Here is a 19,132-nt window from a genome sequence, read left to right on the forward strand (position 1 = left end):
GATCAGACCTTCCTTAGGTCTCCGAACATGGCGGCATCGGCCGGGTTGTCCAGCTGCGCCTTAGCGATGCGCGTGCCGTCGGGCAGCGTCACGTCTTTCAGCGTCAGCTCTTTGATGTCCCCACTGCGAACCTTTTCCAGCAGCTCTTCCAGATCCACGGTCATCCCTTTCCGCATGGCATCGAATGCCATCGATAGTGCCATTCCCATCGTGGCCGCCGCCAGCCTGGCGTGGTCCCCACGACGGTTTCCCAGCGATCGGACGAGGTAACGCGAGCCAATCGAGGCTCGAAGATCGGTAGGGACAAAGAAACGCGCATGCAGGCCAGCCGAGCGCGACATCATCAAAGGCTTGGGCAAGATTGATACCTCGATTGATACCTCAAGGGGCATCGCTCGGAATCATCAATCGGCCGAAATATCTAACCAAGTCAACCACTTAAAGACTTGACTGAAGCTCTGGAGCGGGCGATGGGAACAGAATCCAAACTGCTCTAACACATTGATCTGCTTAGATTTCAAGCAGAACAAGGAGCCCTAAATCGATACCTCAAACGATATCTTGGATCTTAGAGAAGTCCATCAAGATAAGCCAGCGTCTAACGCCAACGTGTTGGACGGGAAAGGGGCACTAAGCGATCATCATCATCATCTCTACGCTCCCAAAGTGGGATGGCATCCGGAAGCAGCAGCAACCCAAGCGTGTAAGGCCAACCCCTCTCCACAACATAGATATGCTCAACAAGCTCCATACCCTGCGGCTCTTTGGGGAACCAAAGTCTGGCACTTTGCAGTTGGATTAGCCCTGAAGCCGACTCATCGGACCGGGCAAGCAAAGAGCCATCCGGGACTTCAATAAGGTTCTTCTTTGCCGCAAGAATCAAGCCAGACTTGCGCGCCGCAGTGTTCGATCTCGCCCACTGCACAAAGCCATCCCGCGCCACGACCACAACGGCACGTTTAGGCGCGATTTCGATCCACTTCAAGGCTGCTGCCATGATCGACACGCCATAGCGATCAGCGCAGTGGCGCAACATGTCGATCTGTCCCGTATGTCCCTGAACCTGCTGACGAAAATCGTTCAACGGCATCAACAGATAAGACGCGAATAGATCCGCGTCTGTCTCTATCTTGCGCTCCGTCGACTCCCAATCGTAGACATCTTCGGATGTGCACTGGAAGGCACTTTGCAGCTGTCGATGCAACATGTAGTGCCCGAACTCATGTGCAAGGGTGAAACGAACGCGCCCAGACGACTGCTGGCTGTTGTAGCCAATCGCCCACTGACCGTCACTTCTGGCTTTGAGGACACCTTCGAAACCAGGGATATCCATCGCCATGATTTTAGCGATGCGCTCTGAGGCAAAGCACTGATTCGAATACTCGAGCGCCAGCTCTTGGACATCCACTGGAAAGCGGTCTTGTCCTTTGACCAGATCAAGCATCTGAGTCAATCGATTGGCCTCAGCCATTGGGCGTTTAACCGTAACTGGCTTGTCCATGCCCCCCCTCACTAATCGCCGTCGAGGATCTGCATCATCTTTTGGAGCTTTTCCTTCGCCACAGGACTCATCTTCTGGTAGTTACGAAAGAACGCCTGGTCGGCCACATCCACAGAAGCTTCCACACTCTCGTCCTGAGTGCCCAGAAGGAACTCGGTCGTCAGCCCCAATGCCACCGCGATCTTGTTCAGCTTATCGATCGACGGGTTGGGCTTGTCGCGATTCTCAAGCTCCCAGATGTAACCCTTGCTGGTGTCGGTTCGCTTGGCCAATTCATCAAGACTAAGACCCATCGAGGTCCTCTTGGCGCGAATTTTTTCACCTAGTAACGAGGGCATAAGCACTCCTGGCGCGGCTAGCCGCACATTATAGCGGTATAACGAACAAAACGATACCGCTTGACAGAACGTCCAACAAGGGAGCAGCCTGTGCTCGTCGTTCGTTTTATTGAACGATTTCATCCTTCCATACAGGACAGCATCAACATGAACACTGAAGCCAAGCACCACCAGCCCCCGGACCTCTCGACTGTTGTCGTCAACGGCCAAGCCTTTCCAATGGCCGATCTTACCCCCACAGGACGCCAAATCTTGGCTGCCGCGCGCCTGCGCCCCGAAACTGAACATGCGTTGGTGCTCTGGCCGGAAGACGGCCCGACCACTGTCATTGAACTGGACGAACTCTGTCCCCTTCCCCCATTGGGCTCCCGTTCGCAGTTCTTCGCAGCCAAGACCGATGGCGTGAAGTATTTCATCCTCGATGACACCCGCTACGCGTGGCCTGGTCCGCTCATGCTGGCCACCCTCCGCCAAGTGGGACGTGTCTCGGACGAGCTGGATGTCTGGATTGAACATCGGGGCGAAAAGCCTGACGAGCAGATCGCCGAGAACGCCGTCATCGATCTGGACCAACCCGGCATTGAACGCTTCTTCACAGCTCCGCTGAGCATCAAGGTGTTCGTCAACACTCGGGAGGCAATCGTTCACAAGCGGGTTCTTTCTTACTGGGATGTGGTCCGTTTGGAGCATCCGGGAGCCGGCACGCACGACACCAATACCACCTACACCGTGTCGTATGCGCAAGGCCCGGCCCAGAACCCCGCAGGCAACTTGCTCGAACACCAGACCGTCCACATCAAGCAGGAGATGGAATTTTATGTCGTCCTCACTGATAAGTCGTAGTCCGGAACTTCAGCGCCTGCGCGACGAGGGGTTTGACCTGGAAGTCCGGGACAACCACCTGCTAGTCAAGGGCATCGCCTATGCCACGGTCGATAAGACCGTAGCAGTCGGAACGCTGGTCATTGCACTTCACCTCACAGCGGATGTTGCTCAAACGGCACCTGACCACACCGCATGGTTTGCCGGCCAAGTGCCGTGCGACTCGTTCGGCCAGCCTCTGAACAAGATCATCAACAGCAGCAGCCGGATGGAGCGCGCGCCCGGGCTTTGGGTTGATCACTATTTCTCGTCCAAGCCCAAGAGTGGTCTTTACTCCGGCTATTACGAGCAGGTGTCGACCTACGCCAAGATGCTTTTGGTCCACGCACAAGCCCTCGATCCCCGTGCCACGGCAACGCCTGGAGCGATTTCAGTTATCGATCAGTCCCAGTCTGTCTTTGCCTACGAGGACAGCGCTTCACCCCGCGCGGGGCTCTCAGTGCCAACCGCCAAGCTCCGAGGCCAGCGCATCGCGATCGTCGGGCTGGGTGGAACGGGCGCACACCTTCTAGATCTCATCTGCAAAACGCCTGTGGCTTGCCTTGATCTCTTCGATGGTGACCGAATCGAGCAGCACAATGCTTTTCGCTATCCGGGCGCGGTCCCTCTCTCGGTCCTGAAAGAAGCCCCTTACAAGGTCAACTATCTGGCTCAGGTTTACGGCGAGATCCATACGCGCATCCAGGCTCATGCGGTCATGGTCACCGAGGTCAATGTCCGAGCGCTGCTGAACTACGACACCGTCTTCGTCTGCGTGGATCGCGGAGCGGTTCGTGAGCTGATTGCCAACACACTAAGCGGTTCACACGTGATCGTGATCGATGTTGGCATGGGCGTGAAGTTGAACGCGGCTAACGAGGTTTACGCCGTCGTTCGCACCACGGTGCTCGATGGAGATAACTGGGATGCCGCCAAAGCCACGCTACCGCTTGGCGAAGGCGGAGAGGATGACCTTTACAACACAAATGCCCAGATTGGCGAACTCAATGCCCTCAACGCCATCCTGGCTATTGAGGCTTGGAAGAAACGCTGCGGCTACTACTCCGCGCGGAAAGGCGGCTACCTCACGACCTACACCACGCATTCGAGTTCAATGGCCTCGACATTGGGTGCCGCATGAAGGTTGACCACTATCAGCACCGCTTCATTGAAAGCTTCCCTCGTCCATTGGACGAGGGAGTGCTCTATGTCTCAACGCGCTTCCCCTGCACTGCACATGCCTGTGCGTGCGGCTGCGGCAAGGAAGTCATTTCCAATCTTTCGCCAACCGATTGGAAGCTGATCTATGACGGCGTCGGCGTCTCGCTGCGCCCATCGATTGGCAATTGGCAGTTTCCCTGCCGATCTCACTACTGGATCACCGAAGGTCGCGTGGAGTGGTCTTCCGATATGACCCAGGAAGAAATCCAAGCAGGGCGCGACCGTGATCGTCGCGCCAAACAGCGCTACTACGGCTCCGAGCCTGTATCAGCACCCCAGCAGAGACCCGGGACCAATCAAACGCCTCAGCCGAACGGGAAATCGTCGGGCTGGAAATCCCGACTCAAACGCTGGTTCGGCGATTGAGGATACGTATCGCTCAGTCACCACTCATACCGGAGTTATACAAGCAATGACCGCAACTTCTTCTGAGTCCCCCTCTCGGCTTGTAAAGTGGGCGCCCCTCGTCGGCGGCCTTGCTGCGCTAGCCACTATGGTGGGCTTTGTGCTGCACGGCTGTGGCCACGTTGCCGATACCACTAACCTCCGTCAATGGGGCATTAATGATGGCCTCTTTGAGCGAAGCGCTGATTGGAAGGTGGTCAACGGCTATTACGCGGTGGTCTTTCAAGGGTTGGGGGTGCTCACCGCCATTCCTTGGTATGCAGCGCTCGCCGCTTTTTTGATGCTTGCCCTCGGCTTTTTCATGATGCGCATCCCGAGTCGCAAACCTCCCAACTGGATATCTAGTCTGCAACGGCTGCCACTTTGGTTGCGCATGGTTGGCACGGCCCTGGGTCAGTCTCTTTTCGCTGTTTATCTGGCGGGCATGCTCTTCATTTTCGGGCTCCTTTTGGTCTCAATACCAGGCTTGGTTGGTGAGAAGGCAGGCAAAGAACAGGCCGCCGAAGAACGCGCAAAGATTGAAGCGATGCCCGAGGATCAGTGGCAAGAACTTTGGCGCCAAGGCCAACGTATCGCGCGCGGCAAGATCGTCACCAGCAGTCCAATGCGCTATGCCATTTACGATCGCGATTTCAATGAGGTCCGCATCTTGCCTAGTGAGGACATCGAAATAAGGGTGCCTCAGCAAAAGGCCACACCGGTTCAACACGAAAAGAAGCCCCCAGCGGCAGGGAGTGAATGACCAGCTCTCCACTTCCAATAGGAGGGGGCAGGAAGACAAGATTGACAGCTTCCTACAAGCGCCTATGTTCCGCGCTAGGGATGGTCTCATTGATCAGACCATCCCTAGGCGTCATCCTTGCCTGTAAATGCGGCCGCCACCTCAATCAGCGCAAAATCTAGCGTCTGATAGACCACTCGGACGGCAGTGGCATAGCCCACAGCAGCTGTGAAAAGGACAGAGAAGAGCACAGAAGCTGCAATCAGGGGAAAGATGCTCGCCTCAATGACCTCAGGCGAAGCGCTTGGCGAGAAGACACGTGCACCAGCAAACCAAAACAGAGCGCCCCAGACGACACCGGCGAACACATTGAAGCGTGCTAAACGCTCCATAGCTTGAACTTTTATCAGCTGCACGCCAGAGGACAGCCTTTCCAACTCGTCCTTGTCACTGGTTTGTTCAACGATAGCCGCAGCAAGCGCATCGATAGCCTTGCCGCTGATCCCTGCCAACACTGTGCGACTTGGAAGTCCGAAGTAGACACAAAGCGTCGCAATCGTCAGCGCAGCGAATGCCATCGCGGCGCTGAACGCATGCTCGAACAATCGAAGGTATACAGCGATGATCAGCGCCAGGAACAAGGCCCAGACCAGACGCTTCCAGAGGATCCCAAGACCGCCGAGGATTAGCCAAGGACCAACCAGAAGCTCATCAGAAAGCGCCCGTAGCAAATCATCCCGTTTTGCAAAGGGTCGGTTCTGGACGACTGCATGTTCGGCCAGCCTAATAACTGACTTGATCTTGTCAAACTCCATCACGCCAGCCGACACCAACCGCCCCATCCGCGAAACAGCTCATAAAATTCCCTGCCCTCACCTCGCGTCATCCACACTCGCTCCATCTCCACGCCTCTTCCTACCACCAGTCCGAGCAGCGATTATGACGGCCCCGTCGATGCGAAGCACGCGTCGGCTGGCGGCTGTAGCACGCCCCAGTTCTGCCAAACGCTAAGTCCATGGCCGATATCTGTGCAGCACCGCTCCTAACCCCATCCAGCAGCGTGAAGTAGAATCCGGGTCACGAAAAAAAAAGAGCCCCGCATGGGGGCTCCTGTGTCGTTGGTATTGAAGCCTCAGTCTCGGCGCCGTGTGCCAATGGCGGGCGGCGTTGTTCCGATCATTTGGCGAACCTTTTTCGACAGCCCTAGCTTCGGGCTCGCCGCCTCGACGTGCCATCAGTTTGTTGCGCGGCCAACGGTCAGAAATATCTGAGCCGTCATAGACTTGGCTTCGGTGGCCGAAACTTCAACTCCCAATGCCCGGCATCACCGTCAGCCTGCGGTGGAGATGCTTCCCCACAAGGCGCATCAGGCGTTAGCACCTCGATCGGCTGCGGGGCAAAGTTCTTCTCCAAAGCCTCAGCTGCCTCCACCATCGCCTTTCGAGCCCGCTTGATGCGCCATTGCTGAATGGCTTGGATGCGAGGAGAGACATGCACCTTCGCCCTCCCCAAACGCTGGCGTGCCCTCGCCACCGCTTGCGCGTCTCCGCTGCCTTCTTGCTCAACAAGCTTGGCTTGCGCATCCAGCACGGCCACACGCGCTTTGTAGGGTCGCACCAGCGTATGGGCATACCTGCTGATTGAGCGAGCAAGCATCTCCGTATCCTCGAACAGGAACGGCTTTGTGGCGTAGCTGTCGACCCGCCGGCAGATGAGTGCGGAGTGCGCCCGCTGGAACTCGTTTTCAATCTGGATACCCGGGATCTGCCGCAAGACTTCGAGAGACTGCTGCGCGACCTCCCGTTGCGCTTCGAGCCAATCTTCGATGAGCTGCGCCTCTTGGTTTAGGACCTCCGAGTCCGGCCGACCCGAAGACCGAGCCAGACGCGTCACGCGACCAAGATGTCGGGTCTGACCGCTGTAAGGTGTGTAAAGTCCTGAACTTGGCGCTGGCGCACGCGCCAAGCGCTCTTTGATCTGCCGCACCCGCTCTGCGCCTGACAACCGACCCCTCCCAACCGCTGTGCGCCCTTCTAATCCAGATTTTTTTGCATTGGCCCGATCCCGAAGTGCAGCCGCATGACTGTGAGATGGTGGCACCTCATGCACGAAGCTGCCACTTTTTTTCATGTGCTCAGCAACAACCTTTGAAAGCGCTAATGCCGCAGCTTTCCCACCTGCACCTTTGACTTCTGCGGTGAACTTCGTTTTGCGCATCACCGCCACTTTGGCTTTGCCCAGATGCTTGGTCGGTTTGCGCGTGAGTTCGCGGGCACGTTCAAACTCTCCATTGCGCGCGGCTTCCTGGGCTTGTGCTCGGAGACTGCGATGATCCACCCGAGCCGCGTTGCCGGCATTTTTCAAGTGCGCATTGATGACCGTTGCGATGTCTTTGCGGATTTGCCGCAACGCTCGCGTTCCTCCTCCTTGGCGTGCATCAAACTCAGCACAGGCGCGCTCTCCCAATCCTCCTGGGCCGACTTGTCTGGCTGACATCAGCAAATGCACATGGTGGTTGCGTTGATCGCCAAGCTTGCTCGGGGTGTGGACTGCCACCAACACAGCGACTTGGAAACGCTCAACAAGCAATTGACCGAGTGCCAAAGCGAGCACTCTGCGTTGGTGTGGATCGAGTTGATGCGGAAGCGATACTTCGACCTCTCGGCAAACGCGTGCGTTCTTGCGCGTCTCGGCCGCTTCATTTGCGTTCCAAAAATACTGGGCATCGAAGCACCACGAAGGCGCACCCTTCGGGGCAAGCATCTGATGGAAATCGACACCACCTCGGTGGGAATAATTGTGACCAAGCCCCGTGCTTGTATCGAGCAGATCAAACCCTGCTCGGTAGGCTGCTGCTGCGACCGACGAGTCGCCATTGGCTCGGCTGAAAGACTTCATTGTTGCGTGATAAATCGCCATTTTGTGAAACTCCTGTTTGTGGAGCACACAAAGAAGCGGCATAACATCCCGTGTCGAGAGATAAGCGAACTCGACAACAACGAGATTTGAATCTCAGGGTTTTGAAGAAGCTGTGTTGCCTAGCGAAGCATAGCAACGAGGTGGCGAAAGCCACCGCACCAACGCGGAGCGTTGGCGCACGGTTTCTGCAAAGCAGAAACCATAAGTGCGCTCTTGATTGCTGTTTGAAATAAGGTGGTCGCGCCAGGCAATTATGATTTCGCGAGCCATCTATCGATATACCTGAATAGGTATATTTAAATATTAATGAAAACTGTACAGAACCAATTCATGAACCCGCGACTGTCCGTTCGCATCGCGCCAGACGGCTCTTTTCTTAGCTCTCATATATCCATTAGGACATAAATCGCGGTTAGAGCCATTCTGCTTGCAAACTCGGCAATCCTGCGACAAAGGCAACCTTTGCTTCAGCCGCCCCCATCACCACCACCGCCTCCATCGCCGCCAGACATCGTCTGCTGCTGAGAGTGTGCAGCAAGCGTCATTACGGGGCCCGTTGGATTCTTGTCGATTTCTTCGCGCTCGCGCTGGAATTGCACCATCTCCTGCGCCCGTTGCTGATCCAGCGCCTCTGTCTTCTGCAAGCTCTCATTGATGCCAGGCGATGGCGTGTTGAGGACGGTTTCCGAGTGAAAGCCGGGGGTTTTGCCAAAGACAAAAGCGACATCATCTTGGATGGACACTTTCCGGAGTTGATCCGCGCGCTCGATCCCTGACTCTTTGACGGCATAGAGCAATTCGGCCGTCTTCTCATCAGATGTGCCCCTTGGAAGTTGTGCCTGGATGGCAGAGAACAACGCGTAATCCCGATGATCAGAGGGAAACGCCTGCTGAGCGACATCTTGGGAGGGTCTCGCTTGCTCGACCCGATCCTCATCGTTCACACCTGGGTTTGAACGCCCGCCAGCCCCACCGAAGCCAGGCGATGACACATAGGAGGAGGTCGTGCGCTCAGGCAAGACGATCTGTGCAGGCACTTCGATCTGCGTTGGCGTTGCCGGCAATGTCGCCTGCGCAACCTCTGGCTGCGTTGCCTGCAATAGAACAGCCGATAGCGCTTCGTTCTGTGACGTGACTACTCGGGCTTGCTGCTCACCGCCCTGCTCCACCGCCGCATTTGCCAATGCCGGCGCTGTGGATTTCAAGCCATCTCGGCGCGCGTGTTGTGCCTGGGACAACGCCGCATCCAGGTCTTGGCCGGCAATGCCGGTTGCCGGCAACCCTTGGTCTTGCTGGAACTGCTTCACAGCATGCTCTGTCTCCGGACCGAAATGACCGTTCTGCGGCACGGCCTGGCCATCCGGACCCCGGGCATCCACTTGCTGCAAGCGATACTGCAAGAACTCGACCTCTTGCCCTCGGTCGCCCAGGCGCAACCCTTCCACTTCCTGAAATGAAGGCGGCGTTGGAACAGTTGCCTGGGTTGGGTTTTCCTCGCGAGACGTGAGAGCTGATGAAAGCGATCCGACGCTCGGCGCAGATGCGCTTGCCGAGGGTGGGGCGACTGCCTCCGTCTTCGGCTGGACTGCGCCGGCTGTCGGAGGTGCGTCAACCTCAGGTGTTCGGGTTTCTTGGGGTTCGCGTTGTGGGACAGGCTCGGGCTTCGGTTCGGTAGGCTTGGCAACCGGGCGCACGTCTTCTGGCAGCGGCGCGTTGACGGATGCAGGCATCACGACCGGAGCAGGCGTTGCCATCTCCGCAGCAACGGCAGGCGCGTCGGGTGTGCGTGCAACGTCTCGATCTCGCTGCACGTCAATGGCTGCCTGAGGCGCTTGGGTTTTATCCACATGCGGAGCGGTAACGGTCGTTGCTGCGAAGCTTGCGACCTGTTGCGCCTCTCGCGTGGAAACGCCCTGCCGATTGGCTTCGCGCAATGCTTGATCGTAGGCATCGCGCTCTTGGGGCGATTGCGCGTCAATGCGCAGCTCGGGTGCACCCGTCGAAGGCGGTTGCTCCTGCCGAACTGATTGCAGCTGCCCAAGTGCCTGATGGATCTCATCAGTGCTGGTCGTCGCTGCAACACGCACTACACCATCGGCGTCACGGCTTAAATGCTGGATGGGGCTGTCCACCGAATATTGACCGGTCGCATCACGCTCCAATGCCAAAGAGCTGGTCGCTGCATCGATCCCGTTTGCCTCACGGGTTTTTTGCACCGCAAGCTGGATCGCGTCTGCGGTCTGGGCATTGGGCGCAACGCCATAGGCGGCATAGGTCGCTTCGGTATTGGCTTGGTCTCGTTGCTGCGCGGTTGGCGGTTGCCTTGCCGGCATCTGTGCCATTGCCTGCGCATGCTGCTCCAAGGCCGGTTGCAGGCGTTCACGCGTTGCGTTGAGTTCTAACGGGACATTGCCTTCGGCAGCAACACCATCATGTCGCCACTGGCCCTGGGTATCGCGCTGATACTGCCTGCCGTCTGATGCTTGCAAGGAATCCGGGCTCAAGGCAGCCTGCACGGCCGCTGGCACAGGGCCGAAGTCGTCCCAGCCATTGCGCTGATAAGCAGCTTGATAGGTCGCTGCAATCGCAGCTGGGCCACGTGCAATGTTGGCGTCCACCACCTGAGCTGCCTGCTGGTCCAGTGCAGCATTGCGCTCAGGGCTTGCTGGATCAATTGTCCAGACAGGTCGATCGTTCCGGTCGACTTCGTCGGCGATCATGCGTGACCACTGGCCACTCGCCGGATCATGCCGCCAATCCCGTGCGTAGAGATGCGCCGCATCTGCCTGACTGGATGGCTGCACATAAGGATTACTGGGTTGCACCTTCCCCAACGCCTGCTCGGTCGCTTCGCTACTGGCGTGATAGTTCAGCTCGCGCGCTTTTTCTGGCAGTGCGAACATGCCCTGCTTCTGTGGGGTATCCGCGCCATCGTTTTGCAGGTCTGCCTTTTCTTGGCGAAGCCACTGGCTGCCATTGGACTCCCAACTCACGCCCTGCTTGTCGGTTTGTGTATAGATCTGACGGTTGTCCCAAAGCGTCACGGCCTTGTCGGCAGCGGCACTGAATAGATAACCATCAGCCACCACCAGCGCGACGGGGCCGGCACCGGTCGTGCCAACAACGGCAGCGGTAGCAGCGCCGCCTGCCCAGCCGCCCGCGCCTCGGGCAGCAAAGCGCAACGCTTCCGAGCGCGCAGCGGTGAGATTGTCTTGTGCCAACAGCGTGCCAACACGCTCGCCGGTTTGAGACGCGTCGTAGGCGGTGGCAGCAACACCCAAACCCGCGAGCCCTGCCGTCATCCCGGCACGACGCAAGCCCGGGATCTCCGGCTCAGGCACAGGCACGCGTGCAGGCGGAGCACCTGGCCGCACGAGTTCATCAATGGTGGCGATGCCTTCCATGCGACTAGCAACTACATCGCTCACTCGGAGCTTGGCATGCTCCTCAAGCAGTTTTGCTTGGACAGCAGGATCAGATTTCGGGATCGCCTGCACGTATTCCGGTAGATCACGGTGCCAATCGACTTGCTTTTGCCAGGCTTCCCGAAGATGCTCGGTGAAAGCGGGATCTTTAAGCCGCGCGTTGCGCGCTTCCTCCATCGCTTGACCAGGCATGCGTGCGTCGGTGCGACTATCGTAAAGCTCGATGCCCTCACGATTGAAGATGCGGATGGGCACGTTGCTGTTCGTATGGATGGTATCTAAACTGACAGGGAGCTTTCCGTAGATTGCATCACGCGCGCCCTCAGGCACATGGCGACCGTAGCCTTGCCTGTCGGTGTTGGCCGTAAAACGCTCATCGACACCATGCTCACTCTCCAACTTGGGAGAAGCAACAGCACGCACCTCGACCTCATAGCCCTGCTCTTGCAAGCCTTTGATTAGCGTCTCCGATGCCCACTTTCCATCGCTTAACGTGGTGTCGAAGATGAGGTTCTTTTTTTCGGCAGTCGCTGCCATGCGCAGCTCATCGGCCCAAGAGCTCGCGTCCTTGTGGGTTCGACCAGACCATTCATAAGGATTTTCGCGTCGAAAGTCAGCAATGCGCGGGTGGTAGCGGCGCAACTCATCGGGGTCGATTGTGACCGCATTTTGATCAAGCTCGGCCTTCGCCTGAGCAACCAGGCCGCCCTTACCCGCACCAGGCTGGCCGCCCAGAATGACTGCTTTCGGCTGCTGCTGGGCTGTTGAATTGATGAAATCTGGGGCGGTTAGTATTTGCTCGCGTAGGATCTGCTCGTGGATCCCTTTCGGCAGCACATCGCTTTCATCAGCCATGACGATGACTCGAACTTGGGAACCCAAAATAGTCCATTAAATTCTGTTCCTTCCATGTGCCCTTAGCGGCGCTATGAAGCATAAGAAGATGCGTTGCCTTCGCCAGTGCGATTGCTTCTTGGTCGCCCGTTTGTTCTGCAACCCTGAGCTTTTCACGTGATTCGTCGATAAAGGTATCAAGACAGCCCTCGATCGCCCAGATCGCAAACTCCAAGGGTGGTGTGATCGGCGATGGATTATCGACCGACTCTTGGAGCGCGCTTTCCAACCGCGCGATGTGATCGGGGTAATCCTTGAAGCTTTCGCGCAAGCCTTGTGGCACTGGCGGTCGTTTGTCGACCGAATCAGGGGAAGAATCGTTGGTCTGAGTCATGACAGCATCCTGATTGAGGTGTGGCGTTGGACGTGGAAGATTGGGCTTGCGCTTAGGCGTTGCCACTGATGCAGCCGGTTGCAATGGCCCTAACTGCTGCACAGTGCGCGCATTGATTAATGCCAGGTCACGCAGCAGCTGTTGACTGTGACTGCCACCAGCCTTCAATCGGTTCTGAGGCACATTGGAAGGTGTGCTATCACTCATGCGGGGACCATCTGTAAGGCTTCAACCTTCACCTTCGGCAACAAGCGCTTGGTGAAGTAGGCGTCTTCGTAATACTTGATCTTCTCGCAGAGCACAGGGCTTGGGATGCCTTCGTAGAGGAAGACTTCCTTGTCAAAGCCCATCGCTTTCAACTCTTGCGGCAGCATCAAGGCACGGCGTTGCTCGGTTTCGGAGTAGGACACACTGCTTTGCTTGCCACTGGTGTGCGACTTGTTCTTCTTGCGCACCGTGGTGTAGCCGAGCATGTCGGAGTAGTCGCTGGCGTCTTGCTGCTCGCGCGGGGCATAGACAATTTGCAACGCATGGTTGGTGATGATCGTGCGCGAGACATCCTTGCCATAAGTCGCGTCCAGCTGCGCCATGCTTTGGATGATCGGCAACAAGCGGATGTTGTAGCCGGCCATGTAGCTCACCGCGCTTGCGATGATGTCGACCCGGCCGATGGACGTGAACTCATCCATCAGCAACAAACACTGGTGTTTGAGCGCCGGGTTGTTCTGCGGCAACTCTTTGGTGTTGAGGTTGATGAGCTGACTAAACAGCAGGTTGATCAAAAGGCGACTTTCGGCCAGCTTGTTCGGCTGGATGCCAATGTAGATGCTCATCTTCTTCTTGCGCACATCGGTCAGCAAGAAATCGTTGCCACTGGTTGCCGCATCCAAGATTGGGTTGATGAACTGGTTGAGCGGCTCCTTGAACGTGCCCATGATCGAGGCGAACGTCTCTTCGGCTTGCGAGAGCAAATTGTCGAACGCCATCTTGGCGTCGCGGCCCAGGAAGTCGCGCTGAGAAAGCTTTTTAAGGTAGCCCTTCAAGTCGCTCCCATCCCCAGACGACACGCGATAGAGCATCCCAAGCGTTGGGAACATCCAGGTGTCTTTCGGGTGCTTGCGCTTGATCTGATCGTCCAAGCTATCGAACAGATAGAGCGTGAATGCCATGAAGGCATTGCGGGCTTGGCTCACCCAGAACTTCTGGGCATCGGAGCCATCCGGGTAGAGCATCGCCGCAACACTCATCAGATCCGACACGCGAAACGCCGGATCGGGTGAGATGTAGCTCAGTGGATTCCAGCGATGCGTGCGCCCGTCTTCGGCAAACGGGTTAAACAGGAACACCTCTTGGCCTTGGCTCTTGCGCCAGCCGGAAGTCAGATCGAAGTTTTCCTGCTTGATGTCCAGGACCACCACCGAGCCTTGGTAGTCGAGCAAATTGGGGATGACGATGCCCACCCCCTTGCCCGAACGCGTGGGCGCGGCCAGGATCACAAACTGCTGGCCGGGCAAGCGCACCAACTTGCCGCCGTGCTTGCCGACCACAATGCCTGTTGGCGACGGTTTGAGCATGTCCTTCTTGGCCAGGTCACTGCCCGAGGCAAAGCGCGCGTCGCCATGCAAGGCGGCGGCCTTCGGCTTGAACAACGGGATCAGCAGTGCAATCCAGGCCAGCAGCGGCACACCGAAGCCCAAGGCACCAGCCAGCTTGATCTTGGTGGCATAGGGAGCGAACTGTGGGAGGTCGAGCGCTTTGACGTAAGACCAGTAGGTGTCGAAGCTGAGCGGCCCAGCCACTTTCAACAGCATCAGGATCAACTGACCGGAGAGGTAGACCCCTGCAATGAGGGCGAGGAGCAAGAGCGCGATGGCGACACTGAGCTTGATCTTGCCGGTCATGACGCGCTGCCTTCCATCTGTGATCCCTGGCTTGTTTGAAAACGACCGTCCGCTCGCAAGATTACAGGATCACACCGCCCGCTCAGATCGGATGGGCATTGGCATCTGTGTAGGAATTGTCTGATCTGCACGTATGCCAAGGCGCCAGCAAGGACCCTCTCACTATGAGCTGGGTGGATCGCTGCGCTGGGCTTTGAGCTGCAAGTCGGCGACGACTTTTCGCTGCTCTTCGACGGAGAGCTTCGCGAGCGCTTGGATCGCGTCTGCCAACTCATCGGTCTCGGCGAAGAAGGCCGCCAGTGGCATGCCGAGGGCATCGGCCAGGCGTTTGGCGGTGCGCAAGTCGCACTCGTTGACGCCCTTCTCGTAACGATTGATGCGCGTCCTGGCCACCTCAGGTGCCAGTCCGGCGGCAACCCCCAAGGCTTCCTGGGTCAGCTCGGCCTTCTGGCGCGCATGACGGAGGCGGTTGGCAAAGATGAGACGAGCGTCGTCCAGATCCAAAATGTGACCACAAGCATGCAATGTGATGAATGAGCATGAGGTCTCCGACTTGCCTTGTCTGTTACTTTATCAGTAACATGGTTCCGTCCGCCAATCAACAACGCCCGCCAAGCACCAACAGCGGTCGTTCCTGGCGGTGCGCGGAGGCGTGCAGCCATTGAGCACGCCGGCAATCAGGTGATCCGAACCTGCTGGCCTGGTGGATCCCTACGCGCTCTTCCCTTCCTCTTTTGGAGATACACATGTCAAAGCTTTGTTTGGCCCTGGTTGGCCTGATGTCGGTCTGTTTGGCCAGCTGCTCTGGCGGTGGCCCTGCTGAGACTGAGCGGGAGCACGCTTTTTTGCAGTTCGTCAAAGCGAACAGCAACGAAGAGGCGCGCATCGAAGACTTCGAGAGTAACCAGTGCACGAAGGCAGAAGGTGCGCCCAGCTACACCTGTGACGTGAGCGCCAAGGTTGAAGCCATGGAGCGGGACTTTGGTCATCAAATGGATGGGGTCTACACCTTTACCAAGGTGGGCGGCACTTGGAAGATCACCGGCCGCGTCCAATAGCCATCCATTTGCAATCAACGATGGTCCCATTCTGTTCTCAGGAGTTCACATGACCGTTAGCACGTTTCTCATCTTGCTTGCCCTGGGCACAGCGGTGCTGGTCGCCGTTGCCGTCAATCGGGCTGACCGATTGCGCAACCAGCGGGAGGCCTTTGGGCGGGAGTTTGATCGCTCCTATTTTGGGCGACAAGGCGCTTTGGCGATCTCGATTGAGCGGTCGCGGTTGAAGATTCGTGCCGGCAGGGCAGTGAAGATCTACCCGTTGATGGATGTCCGCTCTTGGGAGAAGCACTGGCACAACTCAAGGCGGGAGGGAACGATCACAGTCAGCGTTCGAGATGTGGATCATCCAGTCTGGACGATCAAGTTCGGCAGCGAGCGCGAGATGAACCAGTGGTATGAGATCTTGAATCAGGCGATCAATGAAAAATTGAAGCTCTAACCGACTTCTGTGCAGCCATGACGTCGCCGCCTTGACGATTAGTGATTCTCTGATACGAATCATGGTATGAACCAGAACTCAAAAATCCATAACAGAACATTGAAGGCCAGCTCGTCGCTTGACCGCGACGAGCTGCATTTCCGCGAGGAGCTTCTGACGCATTGCGTCGAAGAATTCCTGGAAAAGGGCTTTGGCCTAGACCCCCACCTTGAACAAGCACTCGATGGATATCGAGCTGGCCGCTACGACATGCCTGCATTGCAGCGCGAGATCATGCGCCCTTATCTAAACTGATTGGTCAGACATGGCCTCAACGGCTTGGTCTCCCGTCCTGATATCACTGTGTAGATTCTGAGACGCTGGCGCTCCATTGGCGCCGCGAGCAAGAAGTCTTTCTGCAAACGCTCGCTCCGCTGTGTGCCCTTCTGGAACACCCATGAGCACTCCACCAGACCGATAACGGTTGAGCAATGATTCGAAGCCGGCTTCGCCTTCGAGCAGGGCCGAACTGTCCGCGCGCATGGTCTGCGTTGCTGTTGTTACAGGGTGCGGTTCATCCACTCGGGCTTGGACGCCTGCATTCGCTAGGTGAGCGTTGATCTGAGCGGCGACCGTTGCTCGGACCCACTCCACCTCAGTCCTTCCATTGATGGGCCCATCCAGCTCGCGGGTCTTGGCGGCCAGACCCTCCGGGCCCAACTTCCTTGTCGTGCTCAGCAAGTGGGCGTAGAAGTGGCGAGGATCGCCTTCGACCGGCGCGTGTGAGCTTGCCTGGACTGCAAAGCCATACCGATCCACCAAGCGTTGAGCTAGGTCTTCGATGAGATCCCAGCGCTGCGCATGATTCAACTCGTGCGGGAGCGAAACGCAGAAGTTTCGGCACAGCGTGCTGTCCTTGCGCTTCTCCGCAGCTTCCGCAGCCGTCCAAAGCATCTGAGGATCATCAGCCCAGACCGGGGAACCTGCTGGAACAAAGCATCGACTTCTGAGGACGCCTCGGCGCGCTCTATAGTCGTGAAGCTTTCCGCCTGGGTCAGTGAGCAGCATTGCACCGCGATACGCGGCTGCCGCAACGGCTGATTGATTTTTAGAACGACTGAAAGTTTTGACGCGAACATGAAAGATAGCCATATGTAGTCCAGTGAGTGAAGGTCACTCCTGTATGACCTCAAGTTTTCTCCTGGCCAGAGCACGTAAATATAAAAATCGCGGTCCAATAGAACGCCTAATAGTGATGGTTTTTAAGCCCCGTAAATATCATTTATTTAACGTTTATATTTCAATAGCGAAGAATGACCGGAATTGAACTCCGCTCAAACGCCTAATCTTGCTCTTATAATAAAATATAATAAGGCGACCTTTAGGCGTCTATTTCGGAAAAATAAACACTATATAAAGTTGCTTAGTGTTTGCTTTTAAATTTTGGCGAAACCGCCAGCCCACAAGCACTTCCCTAAGTTAAGCCCGCTAATTTTAAATGCGCCGATGTTCCTTATTCGCATCAATCTTCAAGACGCCGAGGCGTAGGCCAAATCCATTATTTCAATTTTTTTATCCTTGACAGCTTAAAGACTGACGTTATCGCTGGATCATCTTCAACCCAAAGGAAAGTCGATGACTCCAAAGCAAAACCAACCACCCGTTGTCCCTCTCATCAATGATGGCGAACACCTTCACTTCAAATCCATTCAAGTCGGAAAAACGTTGTTTAACGACGTTACTGTTCGCGGACGACAAGCCGCAATCCAATTGAGCGAAATGCTACAAAGTGCATGGCAAACTTTTTGTGCATCTCGTGCTCGCCGCCCTCGATCACGCTATCCAGAAGCACTTCCCACGGGATCACCTGCCCGGCTGCTGTCTGTTGAGATCGCGGATTACCTCAAAGACATGGCACGGCGTGATCTCCAAGACACCACCATCAACTCCGCCGCCCGATCCCTCAAAATTTTACGTCTGACCTGTGGCGATGTGCCAGTCTCACAGATTGACCATCAACACATTCACCAGATGTGGGATGTGTTGCGATGGGCACCGCCTGGCTTGACCAGCAATCCCCGGTTCGAGTCGATGAGTGCCGAAGACATCATTCGCGAAGGAGCCGCACTCAATGTGCCCTGCCCCGCAAGCGCCACGACCGAGCTGCATCGCCGAATGGTGACAAGCTTCTTCAATGCGTTGCTCAAAACGAAAGCTGTTGCGCACTCGCCGATGGCAGCGTTCAAACCCAAGAAGCCATCGCTCCTCACCAACACCACAACGCCATCCAGGCTCTTGTCGTCCAGTGACATTCAGAAGATCTTCGATCCTGCGACCTTCAATGCCTGGGCGTCTAAGTTCCCTCATCGGTGGTGGGGGCCAATCTTGGGGCTATACACGGGCGCACGCATCAACGAAGTCGCGCAACTGAAAGTTGCTGACATCGTCTTGGAACATGGTCAGTGGTGCATGGCCATCCGAATGACGGCAGACGATGATCTTGCCCAGTCTAACGGTGCTCAAACCCGCCAACGCCTAAAAGGCAAGAGCGCGATCCGCAAGATCCCGTTGCATCCTGAGGTGATCAATGCCGGCTTCTTGGATTTCGTTGCCGACATCAAGGCCTGTGGCCATCCCAGACTGTTCCCGCATTTGTCTGCCGGCAAGAACAAGAAGAGCGGTGCGAGCAATTGCCGATATAGCCAAGGACTCCTCAACCAGTTCAGCGACTACCTCAAAGAATTAGGCTTTGCCAAAGGCATCGGTTTCCATGGTTTCCGCCACACCCTGGCCACAGAGCTTCATGCTGCAGGCATCACGCCTCAGGACATTGCGTTGCTCACGGGTCATTCGCTGGTTAAAAGCGTGCCGGTGTTGCAGGATCACTACATCCATAAGTCCTCTGGCAATGTCATGCAAAGACAACTTGCAGCACTATCACTCTATCAGCCGAGTGTTCAATTGCCGGTGTATCAGCAGGGCCAGTTCAAGGAGAAGCTTCGTAAGGGCACGAAGATGTATCCCTAGTTGGGTGGATAATCCTGGCCGCTTTGGCACATAGCGCAGTATCTGGCGAAGCTGTGGCCGCAAGTTGACCGACCAGGCGGCGGGCGCTAGGGAAGGTCTGATCAAC

16 protein-coding genes and 3 pseudogenes are annotated in these 19,132 nt (G+C 56.7%); 9 read left to right on the plus strand and 10 right to left on the minus strand.

Going from position 1 to position 19,132, the window contains the following annotated elements; genetic code table 11:
* Nucleotides 1-14: 14 nt before the first annotated feature.
* From J7360_RS12400 to J7360_RS12410, 3 genes and pseudogenes are all read right to left on the minus strand, one after another.
* Nucleotides 15-392 (minus strand): annotated as a pseudogene (locus J7360_RS12400) (DUF6538 domain-containing protein); the annotation flags it as partial.
* A gap of 206 nt (nucleotides 393-598) precedes the next feature.
* On the minus strand, nucleotides 599-1,501 hold the full coding sequence (locus J7360_RS12405) for an ImmA/IrrE family metallo-endopeptidase (RefSeq protein WP_209033957.1): 903 nt from the start codon (nucleotides 1,499-1,501) through the stop codon (nucleotides 599-601).
* A gap of 11 nt (nucleotides 1,502-1,512) precedes the next feature.
* On the minus strand, nucleotides 1,513-1,839 hold the full coding sequence (locus J7360_RS12410) for a helix-turn-helix transcriptional regulator (RefSeq protein WP_057660995.1): 327 nt from the start codon (nucleotides 1,837-1,839) through the stop codon (nucleotides 1,513-1,515).
* 90 nt (nucleotides 1,840-1,929) lie between these two features.
* Here J7360_RS12410 and J7360_RS12415 point away from each other — a divergent pair, with 90 nt between their 5' ends.
* From J7360_RS12415 to J7360_RS12430, 4 genes are read left to right on the plus strand one after another with little or no spacing between them, the layout of a single operon-like run.
* Nucleotides 1,930-2,682 (plus strand): multiubiquitin domain-containing protein, encoded by a 753-nt coding sequence (locus tag J7360_RS12415; protein WP_209033959.1) that lies wholly within the window; start codon nucleotides 1,930-1,932, stop codon nucleotides 2,680-2,682.
* Entirely contained in the window at nucleotides 2,657-3,841 is a 1,185-nt protein-coding gene (locus J7360_RS12420) for a ThiF family adenylyltransferase (protein ID WP_209033962.1), read from the plus strand. The genes J7360_RS12415 and J7360_RS12420 overlap by 26 nt, the downstream gene beginning before the upstream one ends.
* On the plus strand, nucleotides 3,838-4,287 hold the full coding sequence (locus J7360_RS12425) for a DUF6527 family protein (RefSeq protein ID WP_209033964.1): 450 nt from the start codon (nucleotides 3,838-3,840) through the stop codon (nucleotides 4,285-4,287). Before J7360_RS12420 ends, J7360_RS12425 begins: the two co-directional genes overlap by 4 nt.
* Before the next feature lie 46 nt (nucleotides 4,288-4,333).
* Entirely contained in the window at nucleotides 4,334-5,068 is a 735-nt protein-coding gene (locus J7360_RS12430) for a hypothetical protein (protein WP_209033966.1), read from the plus strand.
* A gap of 104 nt (nucleotides 5,069-5,172) precedes the next feature.
* On the opposite strand, the gene J7360_RS12435 is transcribed toward J7360_RS12430, so the two are convergent.
* The gene (locus tag J7360_RS12435) at nucleotides 5,173-5,862 is read right to left on the minus strand and encodes a hypothetical protein (protein WP_244667802.1); all 690 of its coding nucleotides are present in this window, start codon (nucleotides 5,860-5,862) and stop codon (nucleotides 5,173-5,175) included.
* Between the two features lie 1,426 nt (nucleotides 5,863-7,288).
* Here J7360_RS12435 and J7360_RS21650 point away from each other — a divergent pair.
* Nucleotides 7,289-7,510: pseudogene (locus J7360_RS21650) on the plus strand (hypothetical protein); the annotation flags it as partial.
* Here the strand turns inward: J7360_RS21650 and J7360_RS21655 are convergent.
* The 5 genes and pseudogenes from J7360_RS21655 to J7360_RS12460 form a co-directional block, all read right to left on the minus strand.
* Nucleotides 7,406-8,008, minus strand: a pseudogene (locus J7360_RS21655) (MobA/MobL family protein); the annotation flags it as partial. The pseudogenes J7360_RS21650 and J7360_RS21655 sit on opposite strands and share 105 nt — an antisense overlap.
* Before the next feature lie 425 nt (nucleotides 8,009-8,433).
* Entirely contained in the window at nucleotides 8,434-12,246 is a 3,813-nt protein-coding gene (locus tag J7360_RS12445; RefSeq protein ID WP_209033972.1) for a zeta toxin family protein, read from the minus strand.
* Nucleotides 12,239-12,556 carry a hypothetical protein gene (locus J7360_RS12450; protein WP_031424050.1) on the minus strand — a complete coding sequence of 106 codons (318 nt, stop codon included), beginning with the start codon at nucleotides 12,554-12,556 and terminating at the stop codon, nucleotides 12,239-12,241. Before J7360_RS12450 ends, J7360_RS12445 begins: the two co-directional genes overlap by 8 nt.
* Before the next feature lie 266 nt (nucleotides 12,557-12,822).
* A complete protein-coding gene (locus J7360_RS12455) occupies nucleotides 12,823-14,520 on the minus strand; it encodes a type IV secretory system conjugative DNA transfer family protein (RefSeq protein WP_209033974.1) in 1,698 nt (565 codons plus the stop codon).
* Nucleotides 14,521-14,682: 162 nt separating this feature from the next.
* Nucleotides 14,683-15,024, minus strand: a complete 342-nt coding sequence (locus tag J7360_RS12460) for a helix-turn-helix transcriptional regulator (RefSeq protein ID WP_074053165.1) — start codon at nucleotides 15,022-15,024, stop codon at nucleotides 14,683-14,685.
* 242 nt (nucleotides 15,025-15,266) lie between these two features.
* Here J7360_RS12460 and J7360_RS12465 point away from each other — a divergent pair, with 242 nt between their 5' ends.
* From J7360_RS12465 to J7360_RS12475, 3 genes are all read left to right on the plus strand, one after another.
* Nucleotides 15,267-15,578 (plus strand): hypothetical protein, encoded by a 312-nt coding sequence (locus tag J7360_RS12465; RefSeq protein WP_033473948.1) that lies wholly within the window; start codon nucleotides 15,267-15,269, stop codon nucleotides 15,576-15,578.
* Nucleotides 15,579-15,627: 49 nt separating this feature from the next.
* The gene (locus tag J7360_RS12470; RefSeq protein ID WP_209033976.1) at nucleotides 15,628-16,020 is read left to right on the plus strand and encodes a hypothetical protein; all 393 of its coding nucleotides are present in this window, start codon (nucleotides 15,628-15,630) and stop codon (nucleotides 16,018-16,020) included.
* A 66-nt stretch (nucleotides 16,021-16,086) separates the two neighbouring features.
* Complete coding sequence (locus J7360_RS12475; RefSeq protein WP_209033979.1) at nucleotides 16,087-16,314, plus strand: hypothetical protein; 228 nt, start codon at nucleotides 16,087-16,089, stop codon at nucleotides 16,312-16,314.
* Here J7360_RS12475 and J7360_RS12480 read toward each other — a convergent pair.
* The gene (locus tag J7360_RS12480) at nucleotides 16,306-17,151 is read right to left on the minus strand and encodes a MobA/MobL family protein (protein ID WP_007970013.1); all 846 of its coding nucleotides are present in this window, start codon (nucleotides 17,149-17,151) and stop codon (nucleotides 16,306-16,308) included. The two genes, J7360_RS12475 and J7360_RS12480, sit on opposite strands and share 9 nt — an antisense overlap.
* 483 nt (nucleotides 17,152-17,634) lie before the next feature.
* On the opposite strand from J7360_RS12480, the gene J7360_RS12485 reads away from it, so the two are divergent.
* Nucleotides 17,635-19,026, plus strand: coding sequence for a site-specific integrase (locus J7360_RS12485; RefSeq protein ID WP_244667803.1), 1,392 nt, complete (start codon nucleotides 17,635-17,637; stop codon nucleotides 19,024-19,026).
* The last annotated feature ends 106 nt before the right edge of the window (nucleotides 19,027-19,132 follow it).

The sequence above is a fragment of the Xanthomonas sp. D-99 genome (assembly GCF_017746145.1).
In the GTDB taxonomy this organism is placed as follows: domain Bacteria; phylum Pseudomonadota; class Gammaproteobacteria; order Xanthomonadales; family Xanthomonadaceae; genus Xanthomonas; species Xanthomonas cissicola.